Annotated in this window: 20 protein-coding genes; 4 read left to right on the forward strand and 16 right to left on the reverse strand. The window is 40.4% G+C overall.

What is annotated here, in order from left to right; all coding sequences use genetic code 11:
• Nucleotides 1–538: 538 nt before the first annotated feature.
• A complete protein-coding gene (locus N523_RS0109650; protein WP_028834918.1) occupies nt 539–1,396 on the reverse strand; it encodes a tetratricopeptide repeat protein in 858 nt (285 codons plus the stop codon).
• Nucleotides 1,397–1,505: 109 nt separating this feature from the next.
• On the opposite strand from N523_RS0109650, the gene N523_RS0109655 reads away from it, so the two are divergent.
• Nucleotides 1,506–2,816 carry a M20 metallopeptidase family protein gene (locus tag N523_RS0109655; RefSeq protein WP_028834919.1) on the forward strand — a complete coding sequence of 437 codons (1,311 nt, stop codon included), beginning with the start codon at nt 1,506–1,508 and terminating at the stop codon, nt 2,814–2,816.
• Nucleotides 2,817–2,844: 28 nt separating this feature from the next.
• Here N523_RS0109655 and N523_RS0109660 read toward each other — a convergent pair whose 3' ends face one another.
• The 4 genes from N523_RS0109660 to pomA form a co-directional block, all read right to left on the reverse strand.
• On the reverse strand, nt 2,845–4,785 hold the full coding sequence (locus N523_RS0109660) for a DNA topoisomerase III (protein WP_028834920.1): 1,941 nt from the start codon (nt 4,783–4,785) through the stop codon (nt 2,845–2,847).
• A gap of 75 nt (nt 4,786–4,860) precedes the next feature.
• Nucleotides 4,861–5,346, reverse strand: a complete 486-nt coding sequence (locus tag N523_RS0109665) for a hypothetical protein (RefSeq protein WP_013464238.1) — start codon at nt 5,344–5,346, stop codon at nt 4,861–4,863.
• 147 nt (nt 5,347–5,493) lie between these two features.
• Nucleotides 5,494–6,414 (reverse strand): flagellar motor protein MotB, encoded by a 921-nt coding sequence (locus N523_RS0109670; RefSeq protein ID WP_028834921.1) that lies wholly within the window; start codon nt 6,412–6,414, stop codon nt 5,494–5,496.
• 2 nt (nt 6,415–6,416) lie between these two features.
• On the reverse strand, nt 6,417–7,184 hold the full coding sequence (pomA, locus tag N523_RS0109675) for a flagellar motor protein PomA (protein ID WP_016900636.1): 768 nt from the start codon (nt 7,182–7,184) through the stop codon (nt 6,417–6,419).
• Between the two features lie 303 nt (nt 7,185–7,487).
• Here pomA and xseB point away from each other — a divergent pair, with 303 nt between their 5' ends.
• From xseB to dxs, 3 genes are all read left to right on the forward strand, one after another.
• Entirely contained in the window at nt 7,488–7,730 is a 243-nt protein-coding gene (xseB, locus tag N523_RS0109680; protein WP_008110204.1) for an exodeoxyribonuclease VII small subunit, read from the forward strand.
• 2 nt (nt 7,731–7,732) lie between these two features.
• Entirely contained in the window at nt 7,733–8,620 is an 888-nt protein-coding gene (gene ispA / locus N523_RS0109685) for a (2E,6E)-farnesyl diphosphate synthase (RefSeq protein ID WP_013464235.1), read from the forward strand.
• Nucleotides 8,621–8,735: 115 nt separating this feature from the next.
• Nucleotides 8,736–10,598 (forward strand): 1-deoxy-D-xylulose-5-phosphate synthase, encoded by a 1,863-nt coding sequence (gene dxs, locus N523_RS0109690; RefSeq protein ID WP_028834922.1) that lies wholly within the window; start codon nt 8,736–8,738, stop codon nt 10,596–10,598.
• A gap of 62 nt (nt 10,599–10,660) precedes the next feature.
• Here the strand turns inward: dxs and N523_RS0109695 are convergent, their stop codons facing one another.
• The 11 genes from N523_RS0109695 to thrC all read right to left on the reverse strand — a co-directional run bounded on the left by N523_RS0109695 (nt 10,661) and on the right by thrC (nt 22,621).
• On the reverse strand, nt 10,661–13,747 hold the full coding sequence (locus N523_RS0109695) for a ligand-binding sensor domain-containing diguanylate cyclase (protein ID WP_028834923.1): 3,087 nt from the start codon (nt 13,745–13,747) through the stop codon (nt 10,661–10,663).
• Between the two features lie 31 nt (nt 13,748–13,778).
• Nucleotides 13,779–14,264 (reverse strand): phosphatidylglycerophosphatase A family protein, encoded by a 486-nt coding sequence (locus tag N523_RS0109700; protein WP_008110211.1) that lies wholly within the window; start codon nt 14,262–14,264, stop codon nt 13,779–13,781.
• Nucleotides 14,261–15,235 carry a thiamine-phosphate kinase gene (thiL, locus tag N523_RS0109705; RefSeq protein WP_008110214.1) on the reverse strand — a complete coding sequence of 325 codons (975 nt, stop codon included), beginning with the start codon at nt 15,233–15,235 and terminating at the stop codon, nt 14,261–14,263. Before thiL ends, N523_RS0109700 begins: the two co-directional genes overlap by 4 nt.
• An 84-nt stretch (nt 15,236–15,319) precedes the next feature.
• Entirely contained in the window at nt 15,320–15,733 is a 414-nt protein-coding gene (gene nusB, locus N523_RS0109710; protein ID WP_008110215.1) for a transcription antitermination factor NusB, read from the reverse strand.
• 15 nt (nt 15,734–15,748) lie between these two features.
• Entirely contained in the window at nt 15,749–16,213 is a 465-nt protein-coding gene (ribH, locus tag N523_RS0109715; RefSeq protein WP_008110216.1) for a 6,7-dimethyl-8-ribityllumazine synthase, read from the reverse strand.
• A gap of 93 nt (nt 16,214–16,306) precedes the next feature.
• Complete coding sequence (ribBA, locus tag N523_RS0109720) at nt 16,307–17,419, reverse strand: bifunctional 3,4-dihydroxy-2-butanone-4-phosphate synthase/GTP cyclohydrolase II (RefSeq protein WP_013464232.1); 1,113 nt, start codon at nt 17,417–17,419, stop codon at nt 16,307–16,309.
• A 28-nt stretch (nt 17,420–17,447) separates the two neighbouring features.
• Nucleotides 17,448–18,101 (reverse strand): riboflavin synthase, encoded by a 654-nt coding sequence (locus N523_RS0109725; protein ID WP_008110218.1) that lies wholly within the window; start codon nt 18,099–18,101, stop codon nt 17,448–17,450.
• Between the two features lie 24 nt (nt 18,102–18,125).
• Complete coding sequence (ribD, locus tag N523_RS0109730) at nt 18,126–19,253, reverse strand: bifunctional diaminohydroxyphosphoribosylaminopyrimidine deaminase/5-amino-6-(5-phosphoribosylamino)uracil reductase RibD (protein WP_028834924.1); 1,128 nt, start codon at nt 19,251–19,253, stop codon at nt 18,126–18,128.
• 2 nt (nt 19,254–19,255) lie between these two features.
• Nucleotides 19,256–19,705 (reverse strand): transcriptional regulator NrdR, encoded by a 450-nt coding sequence (nrdR, locus tag N523_RS0109735; RefSeq protein ID WP_010390928.1) that lies wholly within the window; start codon nt 19,703–19,705, stop codon nt 19,256–19,258.
• Nucleotides 19,706–19,812: 107 nt separating this feature from the next.
• Entirely contained in the window at nt 19,813–21,069 is a 1,257-nt protein-coding gene (gene glyA / locus N523_RS0109740; RefSeq protein ID WP_028834925.1) for a serine hydroxymethyltransferase, read from the reverse strand.
• A gap of 268 nt (nt 21,070–21,337) precedes the next feature.
• Nucleotides 21,338–22,621, reverse strand: coding sequence for a threonine synthase (gene thrC, locus N523_RS0109745; RefSeq protein ID WP_013464228.1), 1,284 nt, complete (start codon nt 22,619–22,621; stop codon nt 21,338–21,340).
• Nucleotides 22,622–22,626 lie beyond the last annotated feature (5 nt).

The following is a 22,626-nucleotide window of genomic DNA, read 5'->3' on the forward strand; positions in this document are numbered from 1 at the left end:
GAATAATTACCGAAGTAACTATTCTGTTGGTCACTCAGTTTAAATTGAGACTCTAAATTTGTTTGCCTCGTTACTTGCTCAATAAAGAACGAAGTAGCTTGGCTGTTAGAACTCAATCTGTACGAGTGCCCACACAGATGATTGCTTTATATTGTTAAAGAACGTTGCGATTAAAGCGTTTAACTTTATCTCGCTAGGGCTGCGCATATTACGCTTTCCTATTTTTTTGTCAACACTTAATTTTGTTAAACTTGAAAGTTTTCGAAACTAAGTTTTACTCAACTCACTGAGTAGCTCGTGCCTCGCTATGCGTTGGCGTTCCCCGTCTCAGTGGGGTCGCATTATAGGGAGAATCGATTTTAACGCAAGCGTTTTTAAAGGCTTTTTTGCATTTAATTGTTACCCCAAAGATACCCCACCTAGACACACACGTTACCCACAAAACCCTGTGGATAACCCTGCATTTATCCTCTTTTTAAATGTAGAAAACAAAAAAGCATCTTTAGTTAGATGCTTTTATAAAGGTTCTAATTAGCCGTTAATATAAAATACTATAGAGCTTGCGGCGATATTTAGCGGCTAATGCATCGCCGTCAGGTAAAGAGGCGATTATTGCTAAGAAGTTTGGTTTGGCTTCATCATAGTTAAGATCCTTTTTAAGGATAGTAAAGAGTGCTTCTAATGCCTCTTCTTTCCTTCCCGCTTCATTTAAAAGGTTACTTAGCTGCATTTGCAAATCAAGTTCATTTGGATGTTTAGCGACTTTTTCTTGAAGTTCTTTTATCTGCGGTGAATCGGTTGCCTCTAATGCGGCCTCACATTTTGCCTTAATATTATTAAAGTATGCATCTTGCTCTTGTACATCTATTGTTTCTATTAACGCAGCGGCTTCATCGAGTTTGTGGATTTGTATACATATATCTGCCAGTACTAATTTAATCCTCGCATTTCGACTATCAAGTTCATACGCTTGTTTGGCATAAGTAAACGCGGCATTTAAGTCGCTATTAATCAGTGCTTGCTTAGCCTGCTCTAATAATAAGTCTTGTTGAGCTGGTAAATGTTTAGATAATGCATCACGAACTTGGCTTTCTGTTTGAGCACCCGCTAATACATCAACTGGAGCTGAGTCTTTTAATAACACTAAAGTAGGTAAGGTTTGCAATCCAACTTGTTGGGCAAGTTGAGAGGCAAGTGCCTGCTCTGCATCGCAGTCTAAGTTTGCGACTACTATATAGTTGCTGTATTCAGCAGCTAACTTATCTAAAATAGCTGCTTGGCTAATACACTCTGGGCTTTGTGGAGAAAAAAAGTTAAGTAGTACTAACTTTTGTTGTGATGTTTCACCCAATACTTGCTGAAGGTTTTGTGCGTTAAGACTAACTATATTGCTCATTGAATTATTGCCATGTTCATCTATTTAGGTTTTTATATGGTGATGAAGATAATAATTACAAGTCATCTGTTTAAATCATTTAAATACAATAGAAGGTAGTGAGGGAAATATGAAATTAGCGTATGTAAGTGCATTGTGTTTATTAGTCAGCCCATTATTGAATGCGCAAGCACTTAAGTTGGATCTTGATACCAGCATGCCGGCAATAGAAAAACTTTACTTAGACCTACATCAATCACCTGAATTGTCATATAAGGAAAAGCAAACAGGTAAAAAAATCGCTGAACGACTTCAGAAATTAGGGTTTGACGTAACCGATAATGTAGGTGGCTATGGTGTAGTCGGAATTTACAAAAATGGTCAAGGCCCTACCGTCATGATCAGAACTGATACTGATGGCCTGCCTATAACAGAGCAAACAGGCAAAACTTACGCATCAACTATTACCACAATTAATGATCAAGGTAGTGAAGTTGGCGTTATGCATGGCTGTGGTCATGATATTCATATGAGCTCTTTTATTGGTACTGCTGAGCAATTAATTACGCATAAAAATAAGTGGCAAGGTACTTTAATGATGGTTGCTCAACCCGCTGAAGAAGTAGGCGGTGGTGCAAAAGCAATGCTCAAGGAAGGATTATTTAACAAATACGCTAAACCAGATCATATTATTGCTTTGCATGTAAGCGCTAGCGTTGCTGCGGGTAAAGTGGCAATGAAAAATGAATACACCATGGCCAGTGTTGATTCTGTTGATATTAGTATAAAAGGCAAAGGTGGCCATGGTGCTTACCCGCATACAACTATCGACCCTGTGATCATCGCAGCTCGAACGATACTTGCACTACAAACAATTACTAGTCGTGAGCTTTCTCCACTTGAGCCTTCAGTGATAACGGTGGGTTCCATTCATGGTGGCTCTAAACACAATGTTATTTCTGATGAAGTTAAGTTACAACTTACGCTACGCAGCTACAATCCAGATATACGTAACGCACAAATAGCCGCAATTAAACGTATTACTGCAGGTATAGCACAAAGTGCAGGCCTTGAGGAATCTCTCTACCCTGTAGTGAAAGTTCATGAAGATGAATCAATTCCATCAACTTACAATAACCCAGTACAAACTAACCTTGTTCGAAACGCTATAAAAAGTGCGATAGGTGATGCAAACGTGCTCGAAACAGAAGCGGTAATGGCCGGTGAAGACTTTGGATTATATGGGCGCACCGACGAAAATATTCCTATCACCTTATTTTGGCTAGGTGGCGTTAACCAACAGCAGTACGCCAAGGCAATAAAAAATAACGAAACACTGCCCTCGTTACATTCAAGTAAATTTGCGCCTGATTATAAAGTAGCACTGCCTACAGGAATAAAGGCTATGAGTAACGCCGCTGTGGCACTATTCAATCAGTAACCTTCAACGCTATATGTAAGCCCTGCGATTAATTTACCGCAGGGCTTTTTTTATAACTCGACTTTTTATACGGCGCTTTTTTTGTACGTTTGGCAAAGCGCTTTTTAGGTGACGTTTTAGGTAACAGTGCAAATGCCTGACTATTGCAGTTCGCCGCTTGGCTTACAAAATTAGTTAAATCGGCTAATAAAGGTTGTATAAACTGCTGATAACTCATTGCTTGCTGTGCAATATCACCTAAACTCGACTCCCATTTTGCAGTTAAGTCGGGGCTTGATAATCCCTCTGGTAATACACTAATTAATGCCAGACCTGTTTCAGTTGCTTTAATTGCTTTTCCCTCACGTTTTAAAAAGCGACGTTTAAATAACAGCTCAATAATGCCTGCACGCGTTGCTTCTGTACCGAGGCCATCTGTTTCTTTTAATATTTTTTTGATTTGCAGGTCTTTTACATAACGGCTAATTCCCGTCATAGCAGCAAGTAAGGTTGCATCGGTAAAATGAGCCGGAGGAGATGTATGCTTTTGCACCACTTCACCTTTAGTACAAGTAAGTGCCATGCCTTTTTCTAAATAAGGTAATGTAGCTTCTTCTTTAAGTTCCGACTTACCCATGAGCAATTTAAAACCTAAGCTTACATCTTGCTTTGCACTTGCTTTAAATAAACCACCGGCTATGGTTACCTCTACTTTGCTTTCGTTGTAAATGTAGTCGGGATAAAACTGAATTAAATAGTGTCGACTTATTAACTGATAAATTTTTGCTTCATCATTGGCTAAACTCACACTTTTTAACTGTTTAGCTGTCGGCACAATGGCGTGATGAGCGGCCACTTTTGCATCATTAAAACATTTACTACGTTGTTTTGCATTTGCCTCATTTACCAGCTCTACTGACTGCCCACCATTTACGGCTATCGCTTTTAAAATAGCAGGTGCATCTTGGTGATGCTCTCTCGGTAAGTAACGGTTATCTGAGCGTGGGTAGGTAATTAATTTATGACGTTCATATAAAACTTGGCAAATATCGAGTACTTTTTGTGCTGGCATCCCAAAAGCTTTAGCAGCATCTATTTGTAAAGCAGATAAGTTATAAGGAAGAGGCGCGGTTTGTTTTTTTTGCTTTTGCTCAAGCGCTGTTACATTTGCGGGCTGATTAGCAATGCGTGAAGTCACATTTTCGGCTAAGGCTTTATTAAGTACTCTGCCCTCTTCATCTTGATATGGTTCGCACGCTTTACTCGGTATCCACTTAGCAGTAAATGATTGCTGCTCAGGTGTAACAAGATGAGCAAGTACTTCATAAAATGGTTTGGATACAAAATTTGCGATTTCATTATCACGATTTACAACTAAACCTAAAATAGGTGTTTGTACTCGCCCAACCGACAACACATTACCAAAGCCCGCTTTTTGCCCAGCTAGCGTATAAGCTCGCGTTAAATTCATACCAAACAACCAATCAGCACGAGACCGCGCTAAAGCAGATACACTCAAAGGGATAAAATCACGGTTAGCCCGCATAGAGTTGAGTGATTTTTTTACCGCAGTTAAGTTTAAATCACTAATCAATAAGCGTTGAATACTTTGCTTTTTGGTTTGACTAATTTTTGTTTGCTCGATTACTTCATCAACCAGTAGCTGACCCTCACGATCAGGATCGCCAGCATGTACGAGTGTTGTTGCCTGCTTAATTAATTTTTTTAAAATGGTAAGCTGCTTACGGGTTTTTGTTTTAGCTTTTAATTGCCAGTGTTCAGGCACAATAGGTAAATGCTCAAATTGCCATTTTTTAAAACGCTCATCATAGTCATCGGGTTCTGCTTGCTCGAGCAAATGACCTATGCACCAAGACACACAATCACCATTCGCCACTTCAATATAACCATCGTGTTTTTTATGAGGTTTTGGAAGCGCATCTGCAATAGCGCGTCCTAATGAAGGTTTTTCAGCAATATAAAGTTTCATAACCACACCCTAACACTGTTCATATAAACAGTAGTTTAGCATATCAGTTTAAAACTGGGGATATTTTTATAGTTTCTAACTTAAAGCTTTATTTCGCTTATTAACAAAAAGATATAAAAGAGGCAGGTAGCAGACAACAACAGTGGCAATATTTATTAAAGGCATAAATGTTTGATACATCACAGTGCTATAAGATAAATCCCAAAGGTGTCGGTCAACTAAGCGAAATAATTGAAGAATGGGTGCACCAATAACAATAAGCTGCCCAAGTACACATTGCCACAAATGCACTTTATCTTTAAGACCCCAATAAGCAATAAGTGCCATCCAAGTAATATCTGTTAATGCCCATACAAGGTAACGGTATATATAAATACCATCATCAAACGCCATTAAACTTGAGTAGGTCACAGTGCCAAATAAGAAAAAAGCGGCAGTAATAACAACGAACCTAAGAGCTAAATAATCTTTGAGGATAAAGAATATAAAAATAGCCGGACTCAAAATAAGAACCCAGCTTTTGCTTAATATACTTACAAAATACAAAAACCATTCAGGCAAACTAAATAACCTTACTTAACTTTTGTATCTTCATCAGTTCCATCGCCGTTACCAGGCATACTACAATACTTAGTCAACATATTCGCCCCATTACATTTGTTAAGAATGTTGCATTCTATGCTAAAAAAGGTACATAGCCAAGTCATTCTATCTTACATCAATTGGCGCTGACTCTTTTGCCTTGCCTTGTAAAATTGATATTTCTACACGGCGGTTACGTCTTCGATCTTCGCGGGAATCGTTCGGCACTAAGGGCCTAGTTTCTGCACGTCCTACCACCATCATTCTGGTTTTATCAAAACCTGGAACTTTTTGTAATTCACTCGCTACCGCAACTGCGCGTTTAGATGATAAATCCCAGTTATTAATGTAAAGCTCGTTGGAAACCTGAAAATCATCCGTATGACCAGACACCGTAATTTCACCGGGTACATCTTTAAGTAATCGACCAATATCTTGAATGATAGGTTTAAATTGTGGTTGTAAAAATGCACTCCCCGATGGAAACGAGCCATTTTCTCTAATACGAATTATGATTTGCTGCCCTAAAGATTCAAGCTCAATAGCCCCATCAATAATTTGCTTTTCAAGCTGTTGCGCAATTTTTTTAACTAAGTCATTTATTTGCTCTTGATCAGCAGCAGACACTGCCGTAGCTGCAGCAACTTCCTCTGAGGTACTACTTGATTCACCACCTCGCTTTTCACCACGTTGCTCTTGACGTCCACCTGCGGAGCTTTCATCTCCCGCCTGAAACTCAAGCATTTGTTGGGTCATTTCAACCGTTTGTTGCTGAATGGTTTCTATAGGAGTTGGCTCAGGTTTACCCGGCGTAAACTCCATAGCAATAACAGATGTCCCTTTTGGAATGTCTTTTACTTCTATTTTATTTTGTACACCAAAAGCAAACTTCATTGAGCCTGCAATTTGTTTAAATTTAAGTACATCCATTTCAGAAAATGCGAGTAAAAGTACGAAAAAGCACATTAATAATGACATTAAATCGGCAAACGTTCCCATCCACGCAGGAAGTCCTGGAGGTGGGCATTTGCACTCTTCATCTGACATAATTATTCCTCAGTATTGACTGCGCGTTTTGATTCAGCTAGATAATTTTTCAAGATCCCTTCAATTACTTTAGGATTTTGCCCGTCTTGAATACCTAATACTGCATCTAAAATTAAGCGCTGATTCATGGCCTCTTCGTCTTTACGCAGTTCAAGTTTTACCTGAATAGGAATGGCTACAACGTTTGCTAAAAATGCACCGTATAATGTGGTTAACAACGCAACCGCCATTGCCGGTCCGATAGCTTTGGGGTCATCCATGTTCGAGAGCATAGCCACTAAGCCTATCAACGTACCGATCATCCCCATTGCAGGTGCAATATCACCTAATGATTTAAATAAGGTTGCCCCCATTTCATGGCGAGTGGTGGTTAACGAAATATCTTTTTGTAATGTTGCACGTACCACATCAGCATCATGTCCATCTACTAGCATATCAACGCCTTTGCGCATAAAAGGATTTGGGATTTCGGCTTCTTCTAAGGCTAAAAACCCGCCTTTTCGAGCAGAGTCAGCTAATTCTACCGCTTTTTCGATTAATGCTTCAGGAGGCTCAATTTTAAACATAAATGCTTTTGCACATACTTTACCAATGCCAAGAAATTGCGACATGGTAAAATTAGATAAAACGATAAAAAGGGAACCACCAAATACAATAACCACAGAAGGGGTATTGTAAAACATAGCGACTTCACCGCTACTACTCATAAACATGGACATGACAATTAAGCCAATTGCGCCAAGGATCCCAATAATGGTTGCTAAATCCACATTCCCTCCAAAGGTTTTATATTTTTTCTTCGCAAGCGTTGTTATTAATTGTTTATCGGCAAGATACTGAAATACTTAAGTGATTTTTATGATAAACGGTAAAATTAAGATTAGTTATATTTTAGATCAACATAGGTAATCAATCTAATTAATCAAAATTAATAATTTTAAAAAATAACGTTGAAACGCAATAAAACCCAATCAACAGCATTTATCTATCAAAAAACAATATCATTCTTTGACCTAGTTTAGCATTCCCCCTAAAATTGGCGTCTAAATTTATTATGTAAGTTGAAAATAAAGATGGCGACTAAAAAACCTGAAAATTTAAGTTTCGAACAAGCACTAGAAGAGTTAACAACAATTGTCAGTGAAATGGAACAAGGTGATTTATCGCTTGAACAGTCTTTAAAGCAATTTGAGCGAGGTATTGCACTTGCGAGCGCATCTTCAGGCAAACTTCAACAAGCCGAGCAAAAGGTGTCGATATTAATGGGTAATGACGAAAAAGCACCGCTTACTCAGTTTGATAACGATATGGAATAATCGTGAGCATAAAAGAACAAATAAAACTCGCTCAAGATGATGTAGCTAATACGCTCAACCTTTATTTTGAACAACCTCTTGAAAGCGACAATACTATAAAAGAAGCCACACATTACAGTGTAATGAATGGTGGTAAAAGACTGCGCCCGTTTTTAGTGTACACCACAGGTAAAATACTCGGTGCTGACAAGCGTGATTTAGATGTACTTGCCGCAGCCATTGAATGTATTCATAGTTATTCATTAGTGCATGACGACTTACCCGCTATGGATGATGATGATTTACGCCGTGGTCGCCCTACATGTCATATTGTATACGGTGAAGCACAAGCGATTTTAGCTGGAGATGCACTGCAAACTTTAGCATTTGAACTTATTGCTAAGCACACATTTAAATGTTCGACTGAAGCACAATTAAAAATGATCGCAGCACTAGCGCATGCATCGGGGTTACAAGGTATGGTTGCCGGACAAGGCCGCGATATTGCAGCAACCGATAAGGTTATTACTGTTGATGAGTTAGAACGCATTCATAAACTTAAAACCGGTGCGCTAATAAATTGTGCGATCACTCTTGGCGCACTGTGCGCTCCTAATACAAGCCAACAAACTTTAGATAACTTATCAACTTTTGGATACGCTATAGGGCTTGCATTTCAAGTTCATGACGATATTTTAGATGTTGAGGGCGATACGCTTACTTTAGGCAAGCCACAAGGGTCAGATATTGCAGCGAATAAAGCGACATACCCCGCTTTATTAGGTATGCTAGGCGCTAAGCAAAAAGCACAAAATTTAATACAACAAGCCCATGAGGCATTAGCTAACATTGACGCAGACACAACAGATTTAGCGGCATTGGCTAACTATTTAATTGAACGTGACCATTAAATACAGCTAAAACGTATTAACTCTTAGTATAAAATTATTACTGAATATTAAGTCGCCTTTTAAACCTCGTTTGTTTTGAGGAGGGTTAATATTAGCGAAGGATATATAAAAAACCATGACACTTGATAGCAGCAAGTATCCATTACTTGATTTGGTGAACGAACCAGCCCACTTGCGAGACTTAGCACAAGATAAGCTTCCTGCATTTAGCCATGAATTGCGTGACTATTTACTCAATTCGGTATCGCAAAGTAGCGGCCATTTAGCGTCTGGTTTAGGAACCGTAGAACTTACCGTTGCACTACATTATGTATACAACACACCCGATGACCGCTTGGTCTGGGATGTGGGTCATCAAGCTTATCCGCATAAAATACTGACTGGCCGTCGTGATCAAATGCATACCATTCGCCAAAAAGACGGATTGCATCCTTTCCCTTTTAGAGATGAAAGTGAATACGACACCTTTAGTGTTGGCCATTCAAGTACCTCAATTTCTGCGGCGTTAGGTATGTCTATTGCTGCACAAAAAGAAGGCAAAGGGCGCAAAACAGTCGCGGTAATAGGCGATGGCGCAATTACTGCTGGTATGGCCTTTGAAGCAATGAACCACCTTGGCGATGTTAAATCAGACATGCTGATCATTTTGAACGATAACGAAATGTCGATATCTGAAAATGTCGGTGCGTTAACCAATCATTTTGCGCGTATTTTATCAGGTAGCTTTTATACCAACATCCGCGAAGGCAGTAAAAAGCTGCTCTCTGGTGTACCGCCGGTAAAAGAGCTTGCCAGCCGTATGGAAGAACACATTAAAGGGATGATGATCCCGGGTACTTTTTTTGAAGAATTAGGTCTAAATTACATTGGCCCAATTGATGGACATGATGTGAATATGTTGGTTGATACGCTGCGCAATATGCGTAACTTAAAAGGCCCACAGCTTTTACATATAAAAACCCAGAAAGGCAAAGGTTACAAGCCTGCCGAAGCCGATCCGATTGGTTATCATGGCGTACCAAAATTTGATCCTGCAACATCAAGCTTACCAAAATCTAAACCAGGTGCGGCGACTTTCTCAAATGTGTTTGGTGATTGGCTTTGTGACATGGCCGAGCAAGACAGTAAGCTCATGGCAATCACGCCAGCTATGCGTGAAGGTTCAGGCATGGTACGTTTTTCTAAAGAGTATCCAGAACAATACTTTGACGTAGCAATAGCAGAACAACACGCTGTTACTCTTGCTGCAGGTTTTGCTTGTGAGGGCTTAAAGCCCGTTGTGGCTATCTATTCTAGCTTTTTACAACGCGCGTACGATCAACTAATTCACGACGTTGCACTGCAAAACCTACCGGTATTATTTGCTATAGACCGCGCCGGTATTGTTGGAGCCGATGGTGAAACCCATCAAGGCGCCTACGACTTAAGCTTTATGCGCTGTATACCTAACATGGTCATTATGGCCCCAAGTGATACTAACGAATGCCGTCATATGCTTTATACAGGCTATCAAGCTAATTGCCCTGTTGCTGTTCGGTACCCGCGTGGTAGTGCAGGCTCAGCAGACATTCAAAGCACTATGCAAAAGCTAGAAATTGGTAAAGCGAATGTAATTAAAAAAGGTACTAAAGTGGCTATATTGTCATTTGGTACCTTGCTTGAAAACGCACAACTTGCCACTGATGAGCTCAATGCCACTTTAGTTAACATGCGATTTATTAAGCCACTTGATACGGCATTAATTGATGAGCTGATTAATGATCACGATATTATTGTAACCCTTGAAGATAACGCGATTGCGGGCGGTGCAGGCTCTGCAGTTAATGAATATTTAGCGAGCATTAAAGCCGATGTAAAAGTGCTTAACTTAGGTATTCCTGATGAATTCATTAAACATGGCACACAACAGCAAATGCACGATGAAATGGGGTTAGGTGAACACGGTATTTTAACTTCAATTAAATCATTTATGAGCTAACACTTATCGTGTTTAATAAAAAAGGAGCCATTGGCTCCTTTTTTATTGCTCATCTATAACCTCTAGCGCATCCATACCTTAATATCGGCTAGACCATTGCTTTGTAACAAACCAATTTGCTGTTCAACATTGGGGTTTTGCTCAAACTCAAATGCATCTAATTGCTCGTCAAAGGTAATATTAGCGACGCCATCGCCGCCGCGTTTTTTAACTTGATGTAATGCTATGTCAGCTAGATTAATTGATGTTTCCCAGCTAATAACTTGCCCACCTAAAAGAGGTAAAGGATAGAACGACCACCCTACAGACGCTGTTATATTGGTTGTTTCACCGTTAGGAAGCTGAAACGAATAATCTGCAATTGCTTGGCATAATTCAGATACATAGCTGTCGATTAAATTACATTTAAAATCACGCAATAACAGTAAAAACTCATCACCACTCCAACGGGCAACATAATCAGAACCTTGGGTACGCGAGTTAAGTAATGCCGCTACTTGTTGTAAACAGCTATCTCCAGCAATAGGGCCATAGGCATCGTTAATGCGGCTAAAGTTATCTAAATTAATAATTAACAACACCAAAGATTTACCTTGAGCCTGCAATGACTGCGAGTTACGCTGAAAATGCTCAATATCTTTTGGTAGTTGATCAAACAAAAAACGGCGACTTCTCAGCCCTGTTAGCTCATCAGAGTGACTAACAAGTTTAAGCTGAGAGTTTACTTGGTTTAATTTATCGTTTGCTTGGCGAAGCTCAAGGGTTCGCTCAGTAATAAGCCCCTCAAGAACTTGCTGCTTACGTCGCTCTTGAACTTTAAATACCCAAAACACCAAATAAAAGAGCAACACAAAACCACTGGTGATCAGTAATCTAAAATATATAGTTTCACCAAATCGCTCAGGCACCACAAAAGCGTATTCGGCCGATTGCGCTTTGCCCCAATCTTCACCTTGACGTTTTGTCTCTAATTCAAATAAAAACATACCTGCTGGTAAGTTAGTGTAAATTGCTTCTCGGCGGTTATTTGCATAGCGCCAATCATTATCAAGTCCATTGAGTTTATACCTAAACTCTATACTTGCAGGTGCATAATAATCGATAGCGGTATAGGTAAGCGTTACATCACGCTCGTCAGTTTTAAGTACTGGCTTTTTACCTAACGCAGCCGCAGCAAGTTTTCGTGATGGCGTGGTTAAAGTTTCTATAGTTGGTTTAAGTGAACGCAGTCCAAATAATTCTACGTCTTTAGGAATTTCTACAACACCTTGCAAGCTGGGATACCAAATTGAATTATCCATATCAACCACCGCATCATGGCCTAAACCATTACAGCATTGACTTGCTTTACCATCGAGCTGTCGATCAAATGAAGAGATCACTTCCTCCACTTTTAGGCTTTCAATGTTGGCTTTGAATTGCTCAACTGGCATGCGATAAACCCCTTTCATGGTGCTTACCCAAATGCGTTTTGTAGTATCATCGTACTCAAGACTAAATATAGAACCATATGGCAGCCCATTGGCGGCATCTAATTGCTGCCACTGCCCTTGTCCACTGCGATAAAACAAACCATCGTTAAGCGAGCCAATTAAAATCCCCACGCCTTTAATGTGTAAAATGCTAGTAACGTACGCACTTTCCAAAGTGGTTTGGTCGCCTATTTTTTCTATCCCGCGTTCAGTAAAGTAATACGCCCCTTTACTGGTACCAATCACCCCAAAATTTGGTTTATCTAAAACATAGGTTACAAACTTACTGCCTAAAAAAGCATTGTACGCAAAAGGGTTTAACCCGTTGTAATTTAAACGATATAAGCCTCGCCCAGTGCCCACCCAAAAGCCGCCTTTAGTCGACGTACTAATAGCAAATACAGGATTATCACTCAGCGCACGGGCAGGGAAACTGTATAAGGTATTCGACTCGTAAAAAAACAAACCTCTACCAGTGGCAACATAAAGACGATTGCCGTCAAACTGTAAGTCATGTACTGAGGCATTACCATACTTGGCACTGTTGATGACATTGATAAACGTTTTATCGGCATCGAAATAGCCTACGCCGCTTTTGTTGGCAATCCATAACTTACCATCTGGTGATTTACTAATGGCCATAACCGCTTCGGTCATTTTAGAAATGGCTGAATGGCGCTCTATTCGCCCTTCGTGAGCAAGCCAAAGTCCCTCACTAAAACTCGCTAACCATATATTATTTTCATCATCTCTAAATATATCGGCAAACCAAATACTTTGATCTAATTGACTGGGCTCAACCCATTGCCAATCATCCGACTTCCCTCTGAACAATAAGCGCCCATAAGTCGATACCCACAAGCCACCATTGCCATCACTCATAAACTTATAAACGGCTGAGTTGTTAGCGTTAGGCAGCGGAAATGGGCGTAGCTCATCATCTAAATCTAAAAAGTAAGCGCCTAGCTCAGAAGCAAGATATAAATTGCCATTTAAAAAGGATAAGTCGTGAACAATTGTTTGTGCTAAACGATCAGGCAAGGCCACTTTAGCGGTAAGCTCTAAGCGCAATTTGGAAAAATCAGACGCGCTTTGCGTCAGGCGTAATAAATTACGGTCGTTAACCAGCCAAATTCCCTCTGGTGAGAGCGCCATTTTACTGACTGACCCTACTATTTGGGTGATCGCAGTGGCATTTACGATAGGGCTCGGATTGTTTAGCTGGTCGCGCAGCTCTATCTGGCCTCTGTCTATGTAATAAAGCCCATTAGCTGCTATCCAAATACTGCCTTTAGAGTCTTCAAGAATATCTCTAACAGGGCCTTTAATATTAAACTCTTGTGCGGTTAGCTTTTCTGGGTCTATAACAACGAGGCCGTTTTTCGTGCCTATCCATAATAGTCCTTGGCCATCAATCAGTAATTTATTGATGCCATTGCTCGGTAAAAACAGACTATTTTGAGTGTTGTAATTAGTAAAAGTGTTACCATCAAATCGGCTTAATCCGAATTGCGTACCAAGCCACATGTAGCCTTGGTTATCTTGCACCACACTTTTGAGGGATTGTGAGGGAAGTCCGTCTTTAATGTTCCATTGTTTAACTACGTAATCAGTAATTGAAGCCGTACTTGGCATGGCACACATCAAGAGTACACAAACCAATAAAAATCGCATCATAGTGCTGCCACCTAGTTAAACAAATAATAAATTAAAAGGGTAGTAAACCTACTTTTATCAATGCTTGCAAACAAATAAGCGAAAAAATACCTGCAAGTACATCATCGGCCATAATACCAAACCCACCATGAGCACGTTTATCAAGTATACGAATCGGCCCTGGCTTTGCTATATCAAAAAAGCGAAATAGTAAAAAGCCCACTAATAATGTTTGCCAATTCAGTGCTGCACCAATCATCGTTATATAGTAACCAGCGACTTCATCCCAAACAATAGCTGGATGATCATGAACTTGAAGGTCATCAGCTGTTTTTCCACATGCCCAAATACCAAATATACTGATCACCACCGCAAATACAATTTGTAACCATAACGGAAAATGCATGGTAATAAAAATAAATGGTAACGCCGCTAAAGTACCAAATGTACCAGGGGCTTTAGGCGCAAGCCCTGTACCAAAACCCAAACCAAAAAATTGATGTGGGCGTTTTAAATTAAATAATCGGTTTTTATTCAAACCTGCTCCTTGGAAAAGTGCTCAAAGCCTTTGTGCTCAAAAACAAACTTTTCACCTTGGTGTAATAATTCTATATTCCCGTCACCACTTTTGATTTGGCCGATACAGGTTGCTTCTACACCGTATTGGCGCAACTTAATATCAAGCATACTCTTATTGCTGTCTGGGACAGTGTAAAGTAGTTCATAGTCATCGCCATAGTTGAGTATAAAAGGAAGCTGTTGCTCAAAATCAAGACTCGCTTGCATCGCATCAGAAGTAGGTACATTTTCAATATTGATTGTTGCACTGACCTGTGACAAATCCAAAATGTGACCTAAATCAGCAAGTAAACCGTCTGAAATATCAATAGCTGATGACGCTAAGCCACGCAAAGCTTGTCCGGCGGCCACGCGTGGCGTTGGAAAGTTTAAACATTTATTAATATGCTTTAAATGTTCAGGTGCAACTGGCAAACCTTGTTTTTTTGACTCAATTGCCAAACCAGCATCACCTAGCGGTCCGGTTACAAAAATCCAGTCGCCCACTTTTGCGCCACTTCGACGCAGTGCTTTACCTTCAGGAACCGTGCCTTTTGCACAAATAGTAATACTGAGTGGCCCTTGAGTCGTATCGCCACCAATAATTTGTACATTAAAGTACTCAGCAATTTCATGCATGCCGTCAGTCAGCTCTGCAATCCATTGTGGATCGATACTTGGCAACGTGAGTGCAACCGATACCCATGTAGGCTCTGCACCCATGGCAGCTAAATCACTTAAATTTACTGCCAGAGCTCGATGCCCTAATGCGCGAGGAGAGATATCATGAAAAAAATGCACCCCAGCAACTAAGGTATCTGTTGTTACAGCAAGCTGACAGTTTGCTGGTACTGTGACAAGCGCACAGTCATCTCCAATCCCTAAATTAACATCGCGACGAGTGATACCGCGACCTTTAAAGTAGTGATTAATTAATTCAAATTCCTTCATACACAAAAAAGCCGACCTATGCCGGCTCTCCTTTTTAACGGTTATTTATAACAACTCACTGAAATTAATATGCAGCTTAAGTTGTTATGACTTGCGTAACTGTTTTACAGCTTTATCAAGTACACCGTTTACAAATTTATGGCTATCTTCAGCGCCAAACATTTTCGCTAATTCAATGCTTTCATTGATAGCCACTTTGTAAGGAACATCTTCACGAAATTTAAGCTCGTAGCTGCTTAAACGTAAGATTGCACGTTCAACTTCGTCTAATTCATCAAATGGACGAGTTAAATGAGGCGATACAGCTTCGTCTAGTTGCTTATGATTTACGGCAACTCCACGCGCTAAATCTTTAAAATATTCAACATCAATTTTAGTCACATCGTTTTCGATCAACATTTGTTGTTCGATATCGGCAATTGCATTGCCGCTTAATTGCCATGAATACACGGCTTGAAGTGCTAAGATACGTGCTTTACGTCTTGCTGCTGGTTTCACAAAAATTCCTTAAACTTAAATTTTATCTAACACATTAACCATTTCAAGCGCACCTAAAGCAGCTTCGCCGCCTTTGTTACCCATTTTGGTACCTGCGCGCTCAATTGCTTGCTCAATGCTTTCAGTGGTTAATACGCCAAATGCAACCGGGATATCATACTCAAGCGATACTTGTGCAAGCCCTTTATTTGACTCGCCAGCGACGAGATCAAAGTGAGGCGTGCCCCCTCTGATCACTACACCTAAGGCGATAATTGCATCATATTCTTTTTTTGCTGCAACGCGTTTCGCTGCTAAAGGTAATTCAACCGCACCGGGTACGTAAATCACGGTAATATCGTCTTCTGATACTCCACCAGTACGTTTTAGCTCATCAACAGCACCTGCAAGCAAGCTACTACCAATAAAGTCATTAAAACGAGAAATGACAATGGCAAACTTTTTGCCTGGAGCGTATTTATTACCTTCAATAATTTTCATTTGATAACCCTAAAAATAAGTTTAAGCGATTTCGGTTGCGCAAAAATTGATGCGCATTATACCACATAAATAAAATAATAACCTAGCGCGTAATTATTGTGGCTCTACGTAGTCAACCACTTCTAAATGGAACCCTGATAATGCATGGTATTTTTTAGGTAAACTCATCAAACGCATTTTTTGAATACCTAAATCAGCCAGAATTTGCGAACCCACACCTACGGTGCGCGAAGTACCTTGAAATTTACGTGGCGTCACATTTTCACCCGCATCAGCTGCGGCAAATGCTTTCACTGTGGCTTCTAACTCTTCAGTGCTTTCTTGCTTACCTAAAATAACTAAGGCGCCATTATGCTCAGCAATATAAGCCATTGCTTGCGATAAACCCCAACTACGGTCAGCATTGCGATCAGAGAGTAAAATATCGTTAAAGGTACTTTGTAAATGCACACGTACTAAGGTCGGTTCTTGTTGTTTTATTTCACCTTTAAGCAATGCATAGTGTAACTGCCCATCAATGGTGTCTTTGTAAGTCACTAAGTCAAACTCACCATGTTCAGTTGGCAATTTACATTTTGCAACTTGCTCAATTGTGGTTTCGTTTAGGTTGCGGTACTCGATTAAATCAGCAATGGTGCCAATTTTAATATCATGTTGCTTAGCAAATACTTCTAAATCAGGACGACGCGCCATGGTGCCATCTTCATTTAGGATTTCTACAATTACTGATGATGGCTCAAGCCCTGCTAAACGCGCTAAGTCACACCCTGCTTCTGTATGCCCTGCACGTGTTAACACGCCGCCTGGTTGCGCCATAATAGGAAAAATATGACCTGGTTGTACAATATCGCTTGGCACAGCGCCTTTCGCGATGGCAGCTTGAACAGTGCGGGCACGATCCGCTGCAGAAATACCTGTGGTAACCCCTTTTGATGCTTCAATAGACATAGTAAAGTTAGTTGAGAATGCAGCACCATTATTTTTTACCATTAATGGTAAATCAAGCTGCGAGCAACGCTCTTGAGTCATGGTTAAACAAATTAGTCCACGGCCATGAGTCGCCATAAAGTTAATGGCTTCTGCACTAATGTGTTCAGCAGCAATAATTAAATCGCCTTCATTTTCTCTGTCTTCATCATCCATTAAAATAACCATTTTACCGGCTTTAATGTCATCAATTATTTCTTGTGCGCTGTTTAAATTCATAAGTTGCTCGTATAAGTTGTCAATGTCGTTATTTTATAAAGCCCGCTTTAGCGAGTAAGCTCATCGAAATATCTGAACCCGTAGGTTGTTCAGCCCCTCTAACTAGGCGCTCTAAATAACGTGCTATTTGGTCGACCTCTAAATTCACTTTGGTACCGACTTGAAAATCAGCTATGGTCGTTTGCCCGCTGGTGTGGGGCACAATCGTCAGTTTAAATTTATTACCTTCAACTGCATTAACCGTCAGGCTAATACCATCAATACAAACCGACCCTTTGTAAGGAATGTATTTCATTAAATTTTCATCGGTGGCTAACCAATATTCTGTTGCTCGCGCATTGGCATTAATTGCTGTGATAGTGGCAATGCCATCTACATGGCCAGACACTAAATGACCACCGAGGCGCGAAACAGGTTGCATCGCCTTTTCTAGATTAACGGTTTGCCCTAATGCGTAATGTGCAAACCCTGTTAAGCTAATCGTTTCATTTGATAAGTCAGCACTAAAGCCGTCAATATGCTTATCAACAACCGTCAGGCAGACACCATTGGTTGCAATACTGTCACCTAACTTAACATCACTCATATCAAGGTTTTTACTTTGGATACGAATAGCTAAATCACCTTGTTTTTTTTGTAATAACGCAATTTTACCTGTCGCTTCAACTATTCCAGTAAACATAGTGCTACTCTTTATATAAAATGATTAATGAGCTTTTTTTAGTGCTGTGATACGTAAATCATCACCGATTGGCACACACTCATTAAAAGTTAAATTAATGGTATTTTGCATACTCATTAACTCTGGGAAATTTAGTAAACTTTTAGCATCGCTGCCCATTAATTTAGGAGCAATGTAAAAAACAAACTCATCAATTAAATCAAGTTCTGTCATTTTACCGGCCAGTGTCGCTCCGGCCTCTAGCCACACATTATTAAACTGCAATTGGGCAAGCGTGTGTAACACGGCCAGTAAATCTACTTTATTATTATTTTCAGGTACTTCAATCTGTTTAACAAAATGAGGCCACTGATGCGATTTATCAACCTTGGTGGTAAATATTATCACCTCACTTTGAATTGAAAATAAGGCAAGATCAGGGGTAAGTCTGTTTTGTGAGTCAATAACAACGCGAACCGGTTGGCGCAGTGGTAAATCAGTTGGTAAAGAATACGGTAACTCTTCTGGGCGCACATTTAATTTTGCATCATCCATTAATACCGTATCGGCACCGGTTAAAATTGCACAGTTTTGTGCTCGGTATAGTTGCACATCTTGGCGCGCTGCGGGGCCAGTTATCCATTTACTTTGCCCGTTTTTAAGCGCCGTTTTACCATCTATACTTGCGGCCATTTTGCAAGTCACAAAGGGTAACCCCTGCTCCATGCGCTTAAAAAACCCAAAGTTTAATGCGCGAGCTTGCGCTTCAAGTAATCCGTGAGCAACTTCTATACCAGCATCCGCTAAAATTTTCAGACCTTTGCCTGCAACTTGCGGGTTGCTGTCAACCATTGCGGCAATCACTTTTTTAACACCGGCTGCTTTTAGCCCTTCAGCACATGGCGGTGTTCGACCATAATGACTGCAAGGCTCAAGTGTTACATAAGCGGTTGCGCCTTTGGCATTTTCACCAGCCATAGCCAGTGCGTTTACCTCTGCATGACCTTGACCCGCTAACTGATGAAACCCTTCACCTATTATTTTATTATTTTTTACGAGTACGCAGCCAACATTAGGATTAGGGGTGGTGGTAAAGCGCCCTTTTTTTGCCAGTTCAATAGCGCGAGCCATGTAGCGTTTATCATCCTCTGAAAACGAACTTTGCATGGTCATTACTACTCTCCTAAGCGGGCTATTTCTTCACCAAATTCGCGTATATCTTCAAACGAGCGATACACAGAGGCAAATCTTACATAGGCCACTTTATCTAACTTTTTAAGCGCTTCCATAATGCACTCACCCACCAAATGGCTAGACACCTCGCGTTCACCAGTGGCACGTAACTGCGACTTAATAATATTAACCACTTCATCAACTTGCTCAGTGCTTACGGGGCGTTTTTCGAGGGCGCGAGTTAAGCCATTTAGTAACTTATCTTCATTAAACGGTTCGCGGCTGCCATCTTGCTTGATGACCCGTGGCATCACTAATTCAGCCCCTTCAAAGGTGGTAAATCGTTCGTGGCATTCATTACATTCACGACGTCTACGTACTTGGTGTCCCCCGCCGACAAGGCGAGAATCAATAACTTTAGTATCTTTGGCGGTGCAAAATGGGCAATGCATAACTGTGTGTTTCCGTTTTAAAAACAAAAAATGGCCGCTATTATAGCGGCCATTATCATAACAAAAATGTGTGCAGTTGTGATCTAAATTACTATTTTACTCTTGGATTAAGCGTAAACAGGTAATTTTGCACAAATTGCTTTCACTTTTTCTTTTACTTGCGCTTGTACTGACTCATCTTCGATGTTGTCTAGTACGTCACAGATCCAGCCCGCTAACTCTTTTGACTCTGCTTCTTTAAAGCCACGACGAGTGATTGCTGGTGAACCAATACGCAAACCAGAAGTAACAAATGGTGAACGTGGATCGTTCGGTACCGAGTTTTTATTAACAGTGATGTTCGCATTACCTAGGGCAGCATCTGCATCTTTACCTGTGATATCTTTATCGATTAAATCAAGTAAGAATAAGTGGTTGTCAGTTTTACCCGATACTACTTTGTAGCCGCGCTCTTGTAATACCGCAACCATTGCTTGTGCATTTTTAACAACTTGTGCTTGGTATGTTTTAAACTCAGGTTGAAGTGCTTCTTTAAATGCAACCGCTTTAGCAGCAATAACATGACATAAAGGACCACCTTGGCCACCTGGGAAAACAGCGCTGTTTAGCTTTTTGTAGATTTCTTCATCGCCACACGCAGAGATGATTAAACCACCGCGAGGACCCGCTAATGTTTTGTGTGTTGTGGTTGTTACAACGTGAGCAAATGGTACTGGGCTTGGGTAAACACCCGCAGCAATTAAACCTGCAACGTGCGCCATATCAACAAATAAGTAAGCACCTACTTTGTCTGCAATTTCACGGAACTTAGCCCAATCAACAATACCTGAGTAAGCAGAAAAACCAGCAATGATCATTTTTGGTTTGTGCTCAAGTGCTAACGCTTCAACTTGTGCGTAATCAATTTCGCCAGTTTCTTCGTTAAGGCCATACTGAATTGCGTTGTATGTTTTACCTGAGAAGTTAACGTGTGAGCCGTGTGTTAAATGACCACCGTGCGCTAGGCTCATGCCTAATACAGTATCAAGTGGGTTTAAAAGAGCTTGGAAAACAGCGGCATTCGCTTGTGAACCGGCATGAGGTTGCACGTTTGCGTAATCTGTACCAAATAATTCATTTGCGCGGTCAATAGCAAGTTGCTCAACCACGTCTACGTGCTCACAGCCACCGTAGTAACGTTTGCCCGGGTAACCTTCAGCGTATTTGTTAGTCAGCTGAGAACCCTGCGCTTCAAGTACGCGTGGGCTACAGTAGTTTTCAGATGCAATTAACTCAATATGCTCTTCCTGACGTGATGTTTCTTTGCTCATCGCGTCAAATAACTCTGGATCAAAGTCCGAAATATTCATGCTACGTTCTAACATTGGGGTCTCCTGGGCAACGTGTATGGGTATTTTTTAGAGGCTTTATTGTACGCTTAAAACGACGTTTTGCCTACGCTCTTAAGTTGAGGATATTTAAACAGGGATTGAAACTATTTCACAGCATTTTGATGATGATATTTTTTTATAAACTAATAACAATTTTAAATGAATTCTATTTACTACATTTATATAGCTTATGCCTTATGTCTAAAGCGATGCATAAACAAACAAAAAAAGCGGCCTAAGCCGCTTTTATTATCTGCCTTTTTTAGGCAAGCTTTTTAAACAACTCTGTACGCAAAATATCATAATCGTTGTGCATATCAGTGGCTAAACACGGTTTTGCTAATGCATCAGCTAACGGCTTTGGCATATCTAATTCAACATTAAGGATATCCTCAACGCTGTCTTTAAATTTGGCCGGATGCGCAGTCGCTAAAAAAATCCCCACAGCATCTGCCGCCTTATTTTCTACAAGACCTTGGTAAGCAATTGCGGTGTGAGGCTCTGCAATATAGCCAAGCTGTTGAATTTTTTTCATCACTGTTTGTGTTTGCTGCTCATCAACACTCACCGAATAAAAGTTATCATAACTAAACCAGTTATTATCTAACATTGATTGCACACGTGGCCAGTTATTAGGTTTACTCACATCCATTGCATTTGAAAGCGATTCAATTGTCGCATTAGGCGTCCAATTTTTATCAAGCATAAAGCGCGGTACTGTGTCGTTTTGGTTTGTAGTCGCACTTAGTTTACCAACTGGCATACCAATAACAGCGCCAATCATAGCCGCACACACATTACCAAAGTTACCACTCGGTACTGAAATATGCGCTGTAGCACGCTTTTCTTTTGGCAGCTGTGCAATGGCTTCAAAGTAATAACACACCTGCGCGACTAAACGGCTAATATTAATTGAATTTGCTGAGTTTAAACCTAACTTCGATTTTAGCTCTTCATCTAAAAATGATTTTTTAACCAACTCTTGGCAATCATCAAAACTACCCTCAATCGCATAACAGTGAATGTTGTCACCAAGCGTTGTAAATAACTTTTGCTGCGCTAATGAAATTTTACCTTTAGGGTATAAAATAACGACATCAATATTTGGTTTGTTATAAAAAGCATGCGCTACGGCAGCCCCGGTATCACCCGATGTTGCAGTTAAAATAGTGACTTTTTCACCTTGATTAAATTGCGCCAAGCACTCGGCCATAAAACGGCCACCAAAATCTTTAAATGCTAGTGTTGGGCCGTGAAATAACTCTAAGCAATAGGTATTATCTTCAACTTCCACCAGCTTAACCGGAAAGTTAAACGCATTCTTAACCATCTGGGCAACAGTATCACTTGGTAGCTCGTCACCAATAAGGTGCGATAAAATTTTGCCGCTGCGAGTAACAAAGTCCATATCTAGTAATGCATCAACATCACTTAATGGCGCTAACGACTCTGGAAAAAACACACCTTGATTACGCCCCAGTCCTGTTTTTACAGCTTCAACAAACGACACTTTTTGTGAATATTCTTTTAAATTATGTAATTGCATGATTC

It is taken from the genome of Pseudoalteromonas sp. 23_GOM-1509m (genome assembly GCF_000518425.1).
In the GTDB taxonomy this organism is placed as follows: Bacteria; Pseudomonadota; Gammaproteobacteria; order Enterobacterales; family Alteromonadaceae; genus Pseudoalteromonas; species Pseudoalteromonas tetraodonis.